The organism is Sphingomonas sp. UYAg733 (genome assembly GCF_054057355.1).
In genome coordinates this window covers 948,649-961,572 of the sequence record NZ_JBSRZE010000001.1, presented here as the reverse complement: position 1 = coordinate 961,572, position 12,924 = coordinate 948,649, and the positions used below count along the sequence as shown (strand labels likewise).

The window sequence follows — 12,924 nt, the reverse complement described above, 5'->3', positions numbered from 1 at the left end:
CAGAACGAGTGCGATGACCGCGATACACCAACCGGCGACGCGGCCGAACCGATCGTCAACGATCCGAATAATGTCTTCAGCGATACTGCCGAGCATCTCCATTGCCGCAGGATAGCGCGAAGTCGAACCTCCGCAATCCCCTGCACCCGCTGTCGCGCGGCTAGACCGACCAGGCGGCCAGATCATCCTCCTGCCCGATCAGCGCAAGGCCATGCGCGATCGAGGTGAGTTCGCCGCCCGACGCGATCGCCGCGTCACCGAAGCGCTGTTCGAAGATCGCCCGGACGCGTGGTGTCAGCGATGTGCCGCCAGTCAGGAACACACGATCGATCTGCGCCGCCGTCACCCCGGCCACGGTCAGCGCGCGGTCGACGGTCTGGTCGATGCGCGCGATATCCTCGGCGATCCAGGTCTCGAATTCGGTGCGCGTGACATCGGCCTCGATCGTCAGGCCCGCACCGGCGAAATGGAAATGCGCGTGATCGTCGTTCGACAATGCGCGCTTCAGCCGGCCGACCGCATCGTACAGCGGATAACCCAGTTCCTGTTCGATCACCGCGATCATCCGGCCGATCGCCGCCGGGTCGGTCGCGTTGCGGCGCAGTTGTTCGAGCTCGGCCATGGTCTTGCGGTTGCGCATCAGCGCCAGTCGCGACCAGTCGGCGAAATCGGCGAAGTAGCCGCGCGGAATCTCCAGCAGCTTGTCGAACGACTTGTACGTGCTCCCCTTGCCCAGCATCGGCAGCACCAGCCGGTCGATGATGCGGTAATCGAAGCGGTCGCCGGCGATGCCGATACCGGCATGGCCAAGCGGTTCGCAGCGCCGCGCGGCGCCCGGCGCGGCGATGCGCACGACCGAGAAGTCGCTGGTGCCGCCGCCGAAATCGGCGACCAGCACGGTTGCCGGTTCGGTCAGCCGCGACGCGAAGCTGTACGCCGCGCCGACCGGTTCATAGACATAATGGATCTCCGCCCCGATCCCTGCGAACATCAAATCATAGCGCGTCCGCGCCAGTGCCGCATCGGGCCGGCTGCCGGCATATTCGACCGGGCGCCCGACCACCACGCGCGCCGGCGCGGCGTTCAGCCGCCCGCCGCTGCGCGCGCGCATCTTGTCGAGGAACAGCCGCCCGAGATCCTCGAAGCGCAAGCGCCGTTCGAAGATCGAGGCATGTTCGAAACTGGCGCTCGCCGCGACCGATTTGAACGACTGCACGAAGCGGCTATCCTGCGGGTATTCGAGATATTCGGCGATCGCCCATGGCCCCGCCTCCGACGCGATCCCGCCGCGCGCCGCATCGTCATGCCAGAAGCACAGGGCCGAGCGGAACACCGCGTCCCGGCCGTCGGGCGCGTCAAAGTCGATCAGTTCGGGCGACGCACCGTCACGCCCCAGCGCGGCGACGGTGTTGGTCGTGCCGAAATCGAGCCCGAGCACGGGGCCTTTGGTCTGCATGACGGATCTCTCAGGGTTTTGCGCGGGTCTCAGGGCCAGCGGGCCGGTGCCTTTGCGCCGGGTCGGCGCGAAGGGCAAGCCGGGAATGAGGTTTGGCGTGACGATAACCAGACCCCGAACCTGTCTGGCCCTTCCTTTCCTTCCTGGAAAAGGCGCTTATTGTTCGGGTCGTGTCGCCAACCGATTGATATCGGCGTTATCCAGCACCGGTTTGTCGAACCCGTCGCGCGCCACCGCGATCATCGCGCGCCCGACATTCTCGGTCGTCGTCACCGCGCCCGGCCAGCGCCGCCGCACCGGCCCGGCGATCCAGCCGGTCATGGCGTAGATCGCCCGGTACCATCCGACCTTCGACACGATCCCGTGCAGCGGCTGGATGAACCCCGGGCGGAACATGAAGCTCGCCTTGAACGGCAGCCGCGCCAGTGCAGCTTCGGTCCGGCCCTTGACCCGCGCCCACATCATCCGGCTTTGCTCGCTGGTGCCCGCGCCAGTGACATAGACGAAGGTCGCATCCGGATTGAGCGCCGCGACGCGCTCGGCGATGACCAAAGTGAGGTCATGCGTGATGCGGGTATAGTCCGCCTCGTTCATCCCCGCGACCGACACGCCGAGGCAGAAGAAGCAGGCGTCGCACTGGAGCAGGCTCTCGCGCACCGCGCCGATCGCGAACAGATCCTCGACCACCAGTTCGCGCAGCTTGTCGCCGCCGGCATCGCTGACCGCACCAGTGATCGCGCGGCCGACCGTCATCACATCGGTGACGCCATCGTCGAGCAGACATTCGCGCAGCACGCCGCGCCCGACCATGCCGGTCGCACCGAAGATCAGGACTTTCATGGCTCTGCGACTAGCAGCCCCGCGCATCCCACGAAAGCACCGAACGCCCATGGTGGCGCGGGCCCGCGCTTCCTATCTTGAGCAGCAAGGAGACCGTCCATGTCCGACCAGACTATCGCGGAAAAGCCGATCCGGATTCCCGGACCCGACCATCCGATCACGATTAAGGCCGATCCGTCGCGTGTGCGCGTGATCGTCGCCGGCAAGACCATCGCCGACACCCGTAATGCGCTGACCCTGCAAGAGGCGTCCTATCCGCCGGTGCATTACATCCCGCGCGCCGATCTCGACATGGCGCTGGTCGAGCGCACCAGCCATTCGAGCTATTGCCCGTACAAGGGCGAGGCGAGCTACTTCAGCATTCCGGCCGGCGGCGAGCGCTCGATCAACGCGATCTGGAGCTATGAAGCGCCTTATGATGCGGTGGCGCAGATCAAGGATCATGTCGCCTTCTATCCCGATCGGGTCGACCGGGTCATCGTCGACGCCTGATCGGTATCACGGTCAAATTGAACGCGATTATACCTTACAAACCCCCCTAAATTTGACCGCTTCCGCCCACTAGCGGGCGTTCGCGCTTTAAGCCATAGTGCGCTTTATGCGTTCCGCCGTTCTGTGCATTTGCGGCCTCCTCTCGGCCTGCCAAAGCTATCGCCCTGACGCCGCGCTGTCGCCGAAGTGGCCAGCATTCTCGCACTGTATGGAACGTGAAGCGGCTACGCTTCCACCCGGAAGAACGCCTGACGATGCGGCGGCCGCGAAGTGCAACATCGAAGCGAGCGAGAATGCTCCACGGCCATAGCGGACCTCCCGCTTACCACCAGCTTTTGGCCGCTCCGCCGCCATCGGCCGGCGTGACCCGCCTAAGAGCCGACCAACAGATTTCGGGACGAAATGGGGCTCTGCGGCAGCCACCCACTAGCTGAAGGTCCGGTTTGCAGGTAAACTCCGCATATGAGCTGGACCACATGGACGATTCACGACGTCATCTTTTTGCCGTTCCTGATGATCACCCTGTTCGTTGTATTCAGCGCACGAGAGCGCTTACGCATGGAAGCGCCAAAGATCAGGCTAGCCATTGGCAGCGTTGGCTTCTGCCTGGCGTTTTTCAGCTTTTTTGCAATTATGCGCTTATTGCCCAGGCCGGAATCGGATCAGTATTCGCTTGCTCATGACATGGCATCGATTGCCGCATGTTCGTTTTTCGCCGGCCTGCTGACGCTATCGGCGATGCAAATCTTCGGTGGGGCCGTTCAGGGCTTCAAGCGCTGGCGCTATTATCGGCGTAACGCCCACTAGCCACCATTCGCGGGCGGTGTTTGTGAACTACACAATCGGCAAATTGAAAGGGGCCGTATCTCGCGATGCGGCCCCAATCGTGTCAGCAGCTGCAGTTCTTGCAGGTGCAGGGCTGGCAACGGCAGCCTTCCGACTTTTGCGGAACGGCGGCGGGCTTGTTTTCGACTTTCTGCGACATGTTCGACTCCTGCTTCTGGTTCGCCCAAAGGTATCTTGTCCTTGGGTGACAGAGCTTCTAGCATCCGTACCATGGTACAGAGTCAACAGGTGAAATGCTGACCATTTCAGGCCTGGCCAAAAGCGCCGATGTCGGTGTCGAGACGATACGCTTCTATCAACGCAAGGGGTTGCTCGGCGTGCCCGACGCGGGGCGTGCCGATTCTGGGGGGAAGGTGCGGCGCTATGACGCGGACGATGTCCGCCGGCTGCATTTCATCCGCCGTGCGCAGACCGCCGGTTTCACGCTGGAGGAAATCGCCCGGTTGCTCGCGCTCGACAGCACCGAAGATCGCGCCGAGGCGCATGCGCTGGCGACGGCACGGCTCGAGGCGCTCGATGAGCAGATCGCGAAACTGACCCGCGCGCGCGTTGCGCTCGTCTCGCTGACTGGCGCGTGCGAAGCGGGCAAGACCGGCCCCTGCCCGATCATCGAGGCGTTCGAAACCGCGTGACCCTGCCCATCCTCTACAGTTTCCGCCGCTGTCCCTATGCGATGCGCGCGCGCATGGCGGTGCTGATCAGCGGCATGGCGTTCGACCTGCACGAGTTGAGCTTGCGCGACAAACCCGCGGCAATGCTCGCCGCATCTCCCAAGGGCACGGTGCCGGTGCTGGTCTTGCCCGATGGCCGCGTGATCGACGAGAGCCTCGACATCATGCGCCATACGCTCGGCGAGCATGATCCGGAGCACTGGCTGGACGGCGACGACACCACGCTGATCGCGGCCAATGACGGTCCGTTCAAACATCATCTCGACCGTTACAAATATGCCGACCGCCATGGCGCCGACCCGATCGAGCATCGCGCGGCGGGGCTGACGTTGCTTGGCGTGCTCGAAGAACGGCTGGCGATCACCCCCAATCTTTGCGGCGAGAACCGCTCACTGACCGACATCGCGCTGATGCCGTTCGTGCGCCAGTTCGCGGCGGTCGATCGCGACTGGTTCGATGCGCAAACCTTGCCCGGCGTGCAGCCATGGCTCGCGCAGCATATCGCGTCGGACCTGTTCGTCCGGGCAATGGAGAGGAGGTAACTCCTCCCTCCGTTCGTTTCGAGCGAAGTCGAGAAACCTTGCGCAGCACTCATGGCCTGTTTCTCGACTTCGCTCGAAACGAACGGAGAAGGGTCAGTCGCGGCTAAACATTCACCTCGTCATACAGCGCGACCAGCCGGTCGACCTCGGCCACTACCGCCTGCTGCTCGCCCAGCCAGCGATCGGTCGCATCGGTGGTCGGCTCGCCCTTGTGCCCGTCATGGAAGGTCGCACCGTTTTCGATCAGCCAGATCATGTCGCGCGCGCGGGTACGTTGCAGCCGCAAATGGGTCATCCATTGTTCGATGATGTCGGATGGTATCGTCCTGTCCATTTGGCTCTCCCTGTTCTTCAAACACATATAGGAGGCTTAAGGTCCGGTTACGCGGGCGGTGGACAAAGGATGCGATCGCGGCGACATTCCTGCCGTGCCCGCAACCGTCCGGGCCGTATGGAGGGTTTGCCATGCTCCTGAACCGCCGCTCGCTGTTGAAGGGCGCAGGCGCGCTGATGCTGCCCTGGCCGGCGATCGCCGCCCCACTCCGCTTCATCGCACCCCAATTTACCGTGCCGACGATCGACCGGCTGGAGCTGACCGTGCTGGTCGACGGCACTGCCGCGCTGTTCGGCGTACCGATCGACAAGCCGGACCTGAAGACCATCCCGACCCCGCGCCTCAGCGACTATCATTCGTCGTTCCTCGCGCAATGGGGCTATTCGATCCTCGCCAGCACGCGTGCCGGCGCGGTCGAGCGGCGCACCCTGGTCGATTTCGGCTACACGCCGGAGACGCTGCTCAACAATATGGGCCTGCTCGGCATCGATCCGGCGACGATCGACGCGATGGTGTTGAGCCATGGCCATTACGATCATTTCGGCGGGCTCGACGGGTTGCTCGCGACCGGCAAGGTGCGGCGCGGCACACCTTTGTTCGTCGGTGGCGAAGAGGCGTTTTGCGACCGGGTGCGCGGCATGACCCCCGGTAGCCCGCCATTCGGCGCAATCGACCGCCCGGCGCTGGCCAAGGCGGGGATCAAACTGGTCGTCGGCCCGGAGCCGGCGATCGCCGGACAGGGTTTCACCACCGGCATGATCCCGCTGGTCTCGCCCGAACATCCGATCGTGCCCAGCGCGATGCTGCCGGGCAAGAGTTGCGACCGCGCGGAACTGGATCCGGCCAAGCGGGGCAAGGATTTCGTGGTCGATGACGCCGTCCATGAACTCGGCACCGCGTTCAATGTCGCCGGGCACGGGCTGGTGGTGATCGGATCGTGCAGCCATCGCGGCATCATCAACACGGTGCGGCGCGCGCAATCGGTGTCGGGGATCGACAAGATCCATGCGATCGTCGGCGGATTCCACCTCGTGGCGCCACAGACTCCAGCCCAGGCGCTGCAAACGCTCGACCTGATGCGTGCGATGAACCCCGATTATATCATTCCCGGCCATTGCAGTGGCGAAGTGTTCATCGCCGCGGCGCTGGCGGCGATGCCCGACCGCGTCGTGCGATCGGTGGTCGGCACGCGTTACCAGTTCGGCGTCCGCGACTGATCGTCAGACACGCACCCCGAAGCGGCTTTCGAGGCCGGCCACGCCCGCCGGGGTGACGATGACCGCGCGGCTGCCCTCGACCCGGCGCAACCAGTGGCGCGCGAGCAGTGCCCGATAAAGCGCCGAACCGACCGCACCGGCGATGTGCGGGCGGCGTTCGCTCCAGTCGAGGCAGGGGCGGCAGAACACCGGACCGCGCGCGGCACCGTCCAGCTCGACGCCGAGATCGGCGAGAAAGACCAACCCGTCGCCAGTCACCGCCGCGCCCTCACGATCTAGGTCGATCCGCCCGCTTGCGTGGAGCGCATCGGCGATGGCGACCGCGACTTCGCCGGCGAGATGGTCGTAACAGGTGCGCGCGCGGCGCAGCGCCTTGTCGCGCGGTCCGGTGACCACCGGTTTGCGCGGCACGCCCGCCCCGATCGTCGCGGCGACCCCCATCATGCCCTCCAGCATCGCGCCGATCGCCGGCGATGACAGGCGGTAATAGCGGTGCCGCCCCTGCGCCTCGACGCCGAGCAGCCCGGCCTCGAGCAAGCGCGCGAGATGCCCGCTGGCGGTCGGCGCGGTCACCCCGGCGGCGCGCGCCAGTTCGCCCGCGGTCAGCGCGCGGCCATCCATCAGCGTCACCAGCATCGCGGTGCGCGTCGGTTCGCCGATCAGCGCGGCGATTTCCGCCAGGGAGGAAATGCTCATCATCATCGTTTCCCTTGGACCCGCTTCGCCCGCGCGATGCTTCGGTCCCGACCGAACCATCGCTGGTGTGCGCGGCTCTATCAGGTCGGCACCACGATACGAAAGGCGGACGGTGATCACCTGCTTCATCAAATACGAACTCGACCCTTACAAGCTGCCTCAGTTCGAGGAATATGCGCGCAACTGGGGTCAGGCGATCCCACGCTGCGGTGCCGATCTGATCGGCTATTTCGCGCCGCATGAGGGATCGGCGACCACGGCATATGGTGTCTATACGATCGCCGACCTTGCCGCATACGAGGCGTATCGCGCGCGGCTGCGCGACGACCCATTGGGGCGTGAGAATTACGCGTTCAGCCAGCGCGAACAGTTCATCAAGCGCGAGGACCGGCTGTTCCTGCGCCTCGTCTCCGGCCCGCATGCGCCGCTGGTGCGCCCGTGATCGCGGTGATCTTCGAAGTGTGGCCGGCGGCTGGCGAGCGCGACCATTATCTCGACCTTGCCGCGAAGCTGCGGCCCGTGCTGGAGAAGATCGACGGCTTCGTCTCGATCGAGCGTTTTCAGAGCCTGAGCGACCCCGACAAGCTGTTGTCGCTGTCCTTCTGGCGCGACGAGGCGGCGGTGACCGAATGGCGCAACCAGCCCGCGCACCGCGCGACCCAGGCCAAGGGGCGCGAAACCGTGTTCACCGACTATCGCCTGCGCATCGCCGGGGTGGCGCGCGATTACGGCATGACCGACCGCGCTCAGGCACCGGGCGACAGCCGGGTTGCACACCCGGCATAGGGAAACTGGCGAAGACCAGATTGTCTCGACAGGTAACGGCGTGCAGAAGCGCAGGGATGCGCAACAGCTATTATCAGGGCCCGGCTTCCGACCATTTCGATGGTGAGCGGTTCTTCAATCCCCGCCACCCGACGACCGATCGCAGCCTGGCCGCGCTGCTGCGCTGGCGCGTCGGCGGGACACGCGCGGTGTGGCCCAGGGCGGTGCCGGGCCGGCAGGTCGTGCCCGATGCGCGGGTTCCGGGCCTGCGCATCACGATGGTCGGTCATGCCAGCGTCCTGATCCAGACGGCGGGGCTGAACTTGCTGGTCGATCCGGTCTGGTCGGATCGGGCCAGCCCGATATCATGGGCGGGACCGCGCCGCGCCAACCCGCCCGGCATCGTCTTCGAAGATCTGCCGCCGATCGATGCGGTGCTGCTGACGCACAATCACTATGATCATCTCGACCTGGCGACGCTGAAGCGCCTGTGTGCCGATCACCGCCCGCGCATGATCGCGCCGCTCGGCAATGCGCGCATCGTCGAGCGGTCCCTGCCTCAGGTGCGGGTCGAGGAATTCGACTGGTGGCAATCGACCGGCCTGGACGACGATGTGACGGTCTCGCTGTGCCCGGCAAACCATTGGTCGGCGCGCGGCATCGGCGACCGGCGGATGGCGTTGTGGTGTGGTTTCTTCATTCGGTCGTCGTCGGGCAGCGCCTATGTCGCGGGCGACACCGGCTATGGCGACGGCCATATCTTCCGCGACATCCGCCGGCGCTTCGGCGCACCCGACATCGCCTTGCTGCCGATCGGTGCCTATGACCCGCGATGGTTCATGAAGGACCAGCATGCCGATCCCGCCGAAGCGGTACAGATCATGCTGGATTGCGGTGCGCCGGAGGCATTGGGCCTGCATTGGGGCACATTCGCGCTGACCGACGAACCCTGGTCGGAGCCGAAGGAACAGCTGGCCGCGGCGTTGCAGCGGCATGGCCTGCCCGCCGCCGCCTTCACCGCGCTGGAACCCGGCGATGTCTGGATCAAGCCTGTTGGAACGGTCCGCCAGAGCAAAGCGGCAAGGCTCTAGCCGGTCCCGACGGTGACCAGGCGGATAAGGTCGATCAGCGACTTCGCGCCAAATCGCTGCATCAACCGGGCACGGTGAAATTCGACCGTCCTCGGGCTGATGCCGAGCGCCAGGGCGATCGATTTATTGGTGCTGCCATCGACCAGGCCAAGCATGACCTCGCGCTCGCGCCGGGTCAGCCCGGTCGAGGCGCTGATCAGATCGCTTGCCGTCGCACGCGGGATGGCCGGATTTCGTGGCGTTGCGGTGACCAATATGCCCTGCCCGTTCTCACCGTCGAAACGAGCGATCACCATGGCCATGGCCTGATCGCCGATCGCATCATCGACACTGGCCATGATGTCGCCACGCCATATACCGGTGTACCGTATATCGGCCATGATCGCGGCGGCATCGAGCGATCGCGAGCCCAACAGCCGGTCGAAAGCGATCGTCGACATGCTGGCACCCGGCGCAATGCCGGCCATGCGGCGCGCCGCCCGATTGAGGAAAATCGGCACGAAATCCATGTCGCAGATCGCCATGGCGATATCGGCCTGATCGATCGCCACGTGCAGTGTATCGCGGATGTCCGCCAGCGGGAGCAATCTTACCGCGTTGTCATCCAGCAGAGATGTGGTGGGGCCAAACACGATCGTCTCCTTGCGTCTGGCGCACCAGCGTCGCGCATCGAATGGCCCGCAAATCATTCACAAACCTAGTATTCATACGAGTGGCGCGGCGAAACGGACGCATCTACAGCGCGGAATAATACCGGGGGGGCCTTATCCAGGAGTCCGGTCTACATGTTCGTTTCGCACTCGTCGGCGCTCGCCGTTTCAACAGCTGCCAGCCGCACCGCCCGCATCAGGTCGCGCCTCATGTTCGGTACCGGCATCGGCGCTCTTGCTCTGATCGCGCTGGCCCAGCCCGCCTATGCCGATGAAGAGTGCGGCAGCCCGGCCAGCGGAACGGTCACGTGCACGGTAACCGGCAACCCCTATCCCAACGGTGTCACCTACATCGTTCCTCCGGTCGATCTGACCATCAATGTCGATCCCAATGTCGTCATCGACACCAGCGGCGGGCTCAATATCGGCGTCCTGGCGCTGGCCATCGATACCCAGTCGCTGACGCTGAACGCTGGCCCGACCACGACGATCCGCACCGATGCCGATGGCGGTTTCGGCGTCCTGCTGGCGACCAATGACGGTGCGATCAATTCGACCACCGGCGTGATCCGCACCAGCGGCACCAATGCCGAGGGCATCATCGCTTCGTCCGCGACCGGCAACATCACGATCGTCGGCGGCAACACCGGCACCACCGGCACCAACGCCACCGGCATCGATGCGACCAACAATAGCGGTACGATCCTCGTCACATCCGGCACCGTGACCACCGCCGGCGCCAATGCCAGCGGCGTGACCGCCCGTTCCGATGTCGGCAACGTCACGGTCAATATCGGCAGCATCACCACCCAGGGCGCGAATTCGATCGGCGCGAGCGCGACGACCGGCTTCAACGGCAACGCGATCATCCAGAATGGGACAGTGGCCACGTCGGGCACCAACGCATTCGGCGTCGTCGCGTCCGCTACGACCGGCTCTGCGGTCGCCGTTCCCGCCAGCGTCACGACGACCGGCAACGGCGCCGATGCGATCCGCGTCACCTCGACCGGCGGCACGGCGCGCGCCGGCGCGACGACGATCAGCACCACTGGCGTCAATGCGCGCGGTATCGTCATCTCGGGCGCACAGGGCGCCACGGTGAATTACGGGACGATCACCACGACCGGCGTGGGCTCGACCGGTATCCTCGTTCCGGCCGGCGTAATGTTCTTCGGCCCGATCGCCACCTCCAGCGTGGTCATCAACGGCACGGGCCGCATCAGCACGGCGGGCGCAAATGCCGATGGCATCAACGCGACCGCGACCAACACCGTCGCAATTACCGCCGGACAAGTTGCCACCACCGGCGCGGGCAGCCGCGGCATCGTCGCGCGTGGCGGCGGTGCGGTGACGGTCGGTGCGGCCGGCGTCACCACCACCGGCGCCAATGCGACCGCCATCTCGGCGACGAGCACCGCCGGATCGGTCGGCGTCGCGCTGAGCGGTGCGACCAATTCGGCCAGCCTCGACGGCGTCACCATCGCCGCGGCGACCACCGCCAATCTGTCGCTCGCGTCGGGCGGCACGCTGAACGGCCTCAACAACGGCGCGACGATCACGTCGGGCACGGGCACTACGGTAACCAACGCCGGCACGATCAGCGGCGGCAGCTATGCGCTGCAGGTCAATGGTGGCGCGGCGACGATCACCAACAGCGGCACGATCAACGGTCGTATCCTGCTGACCGGCAATGCCGACACGCTGACCAATAGCGGCACGTTCATTGCCAATGGCGTCAGCGATTTCGGCGCGGGCAACGACACGTACAACAACCCCGGCACCTTCATCGCCAATGCCAACACCGATTTCGGCGCCGGCACGGACGTGTTCAACAATAGCGGCACGTTCCGCGTGCTGCCCAGCGCGACCACGGCGGGCACGATCAGCCTGCTCAACCTCGAAACACTCAACAACAGCGGCACGATCGATCTGCGCAACGGCCATACCGGTGATGTGCTCACCCTGCCTGGCACTTATAGCGGGTCGGGCGCGGCGGCGCTCGGGCTCGACGTCAACCTTCTGGCGACAGGCGCCACGGCCGACCAGCTCCGCCTCGGTGGCGTGGCGAGCGGCACCACCACCGTCTCGATCAACCCGCTGAACGGCGTCGCGGTGCTCAGCAATGCCGCCGGTACCACATTGGTGCAGGCGGGTGCCGCGTCGGGCGCCAATGCGTTCGTGCTCAATTCGGCCAATGTCGATCAGGGGCTGGTGCAGTACGGGATCGTCTACAACCCGACCAACTTCAGCTATAATCTGGTCGCGACGCCAGGCGCCGGTGTCTATCGCGCCGCGCTGTTCGCCGAAGGCGTGCGCAACCTGTGGCTGCAGTCGGGCGATGCCTGGTCGGGCCACATGCGCGAATTGCGCGACAATGTCGCCGCAAGTGGTGCCGGTGGCGCCGGCGGGCGCATCTGGGGCCAGGTGCTGGGCCAGGTCGAGGAACGCCAGGGCGGACGCGACTTCACCAGCAACGGCGTCACCACGCCGGTCGATCTCGGTTATAAGCAGGATTATTTCGGTGGTCAGCTCGGCGTGGATCTCGGCGGCCAGGCCGGTGACGGATCGTTCGCGTTCGGCGTGACCGGCGGATATCTGAACTCGACCCTGCATTTTGCGGGATCGGCCGACCGGATCAATTTCGACGTGGTCAATGGCGGCGTCTATGCCGGTTTCAAGATCGGGCCGGTCTTCGTCAATGTGCTCGGCAAATATGATTATTATTGGGGCGACAATGTCAGCGTGTCGGGCCGTTACACCGACAAGCTGCGCGGGTCGGTCTATGGCGGCAAGGCGGAGGCGGGCTTCCGCTTCGGCAGCACGCTGTTCGTCGAGCCGTCGGCCAGCGTATCCTACACGCATTCCGATTTCGACGATTTCGGGGTCGCTTCGGGCAATTTCAACTTCGACAACGAAGATGGCATTCGCGGCAAGGGCGGCGCGCGCGTCGGTTATGCGATGGACATGGGCGGATCGACGGCAACCTTCTATGCCGGCGGCAATTACGTCCATGAATTCAAGGGCGAGGACCGGGTGATCTTCACCAGCGGTGGCCAGACGGTGGCATTCGCCAACCGCCCGACCCGCGATTATGGAGAGGGTACGCTGGGCCTGAACATCGGGTCGCAACAGGGCAAGGTCAGCGGCTTCTTCGAAGCGCGCTATGCCGATGGCGGCGATTATCGCGGCTATGGCGGTCGCGCCGGAATGCGCTTCCGCTTCTGATCCTCGGGTCGGCGCTTTCCCTATCGAAACACGAACATGGGCCGCCTCGCAAGAGGCGGCCCATGACGCATGGCCGGATCACGGACCGCGATAGCGCAG

14 protein-coding genes are annotated in these 12,924 nt (G+C 65.1%); 9 read left to right on the top strand and 5 right to left on the bottom strand.

Annotated features, from left to right (window positions below; genetic code table 11):
- Positions 1–160 precede the first annotated feature (160 nt).
- Together ACVWZA_RS04845 and ACVWZA_RS04840 are read right to left on the bottom strand one after the other, a co-directional pair.
- Complete coding sequence (locus ACVWZA_RS04845; protein WP_457309998.1) at positions 161–1,456, bottom strand: Hsp70 family protein; 1,296 nt, start codon at positions 1,454–1,456, stop codon at positions 161–163.
- Between the two features lie 156 nt (positions 1,457–1,612).
- Positions 1,613–2,296 (bottom strand): NAD-dependent epimerase/dehydratase family protein, encoded by a 684-nt coding sequence (locus tag ACVWZA_RS04840; protein ID WP_457309997.1) that lies wholly within the window; start codon positions 2,294–2,296, stop codon positions 1,613–1,615.
- Positions 2,297–2,395: 99 nt separating this feature from the next.
- Between ACVWZA_RS04840 and ACVWZA_RS04835 the strand changes: the two genes are divergently transcribed.
- From ACVWZA_RS04835 to ACVWZA_RS04820, 4 genes are all read left to right on the top strand, one after another.
- On the top strand, positions 2,396–2,788 hold the full coding sequence (locus tag ACVWZA_RS04835; RefSeq protein ID WP_457309996.1) for a DUF427 domain-containing protein: 393 nt from the start codon (positions 2,396–2,398) through the stop codon (positions 2,786–2,788).
- Between the two features lie 462 nt (positions 2,789–3,250).
- On the top strand, positions 3,251–3,595 hold the full coding sequence (locus ACVWZA_RS04830) for a hypothetical protein (RefSeq protein WP_457309995.1): 345 nt from the start codon (positions 3,251–3,253) through the stop codon (positions 3,593–3,595).
- Between the two features lie 272 nt (positions 3,596–3,867).
- Positions 3,868–4,266 carry a MerR family DNA-binding protein gene (locus ACVWZA_RS04825; protein WP_457309994.1) on the top strand — a complete coding sequence of 133 codons (399 nt, stop codon included), beginning with the start codon at positions 3,868–3,870 and terminating at the stop codon, positions 4,264–4,266.
- A complete protein-coding gene (locus ACVWZA_RS04820; RefSeq protein WP_457309993.1) occupies positions 4,263–4,847 on the top strand; it encodes a glutathione S-transferase in 585 nt (194 codons plus the stop codon). Before ACVWZA_RS04825 ends, ACVWZA_RS04820 begins: the two co-directional genes overlap by 4 nt.
- A gap of 103 nt (positions 4,848–4,950) precedes the next feature.
- Here the strand turns inward: ACVWZA_RS04820 and ACVWZA_RS04815 are convergent, their stop codons facing one another.
- Positions 4,951–5,181, bottom strand: coding sequence for a hypothetical protein (locus ACVWZA_RS04815; protein WP_457309992.1), 231 nt, complete (start codon positions 5,179–5,181; stop codon positions 4,951–4,953).
- Between the two features lie 131 nt (positions 5,182–5,312).
- On the opposite strand from ACVWZA_RS04815, the gene ACVWZA_RS04810 reads away from it, so the two are divergent.
- Entirely contained in the window at positions 5,313–6,398 is a 1,086-nt protein-coding gene (locus tag ACVWZA_RS04810) for an MBL fold metallo-hydrolase (protein WP_457309991.1), read from the top strand.
- 3 nt (positions 6,399–6,401) lie between these two features.
- Here ACVWZA_RS04810 and ACVWZA_RS04805 read toward each other — a convergent pair whose 3' ends face one another.
- A complete protein-coding gene (locus tag ACVWZA_RS04805) occupies positions 6,402–7,094 on the bottom strand; it encodes an ArsR/SmtB family transcription factor (protein WP_457309990.1) in 693 nt (230 codons plus the stop codon).
- Between the two features lie 112 nt (positions 7,095–7,206).
- Here ACVWZA_RS04805 and ACVWZA_RS04800 point away from each other — a divergent pair, with 112 nt between their 5' ends.
- From ACVWZA_RS04800 to ACVWZA_RS04790, 3 genes are read left to right on the top strand one after another with little or no spacing between them, the layout of a single operon-like run.
- Positions 7,207–7,536, top strand: a complete 330-nt coding sequence (locus tag ACVWZA_RS04800; RefSeq protein WP_457309989.1) for an NIPSNAP family protein — start codon at positions 7,207–7,209, stop codon at positions 7,534–7,536.
- On the top strand, positions 7,533–7,880 hold the full coding sequence (locus ACVWZA_RS04795) for an antibiotic biosynthesis monooxygenase family protein (protein WP_457309988.1): 348 nt from the start codon (positions 7,533–7,535) through the stop codon (positions 7,878–7,880). Before ACVWZA_RS04800 ends, ACVWZA_RS04795 begins: the two co-directional genes overlap by 4 nt.
- 56 nt (positions 7,881–7,936) lie before the next feature.
- Positions 7,937–8,950: an MBL fold metallo-hydrolase gene (locus ACVWZA_RS04790; protein ID WP_457309987.1), complete on the top strand. Its 1,014-nt coding sequence runs from the start codon at positions 7,937–7,939 to the stop codon at positions 8,948–8,950.
- Here ACVWZA_RS04790 and ACVWZA_RS04785 read toward each other — a convergent pair.
- Entirely contained in the window at positions 8,947–9,582 is a 636-nt protein-coding gene (locus ACVWZA_RS04785) for a response regulator transcription factor (RefSeq protein ID WP_457309986.1), read from the bottom strand. The genes ACVWZA_RS04790 and ACVWZA_RS04785 overlap by 4 nt on opposite strands.
- A gap of 153 nt (positions 9,583–9,735) precedes the next feature.
- Between ACVWZA_RS04785 and ACVWZA_RS04780 the strand changes: the two genes are divergently transcribed.
- Positions 9,736–12,825, top strand: a complete 3,090-nt coding sequence (locus ACVWZA_RS04780) for an autotransporter domain-containing protein (RefSeq protein ID WP_457309985.1) — start codon at positions 9,736–9,738, stop codon at positions 12,823–12,825.
- Positions 12,826–12,924 lie beyond the last annotated feature (99 nt).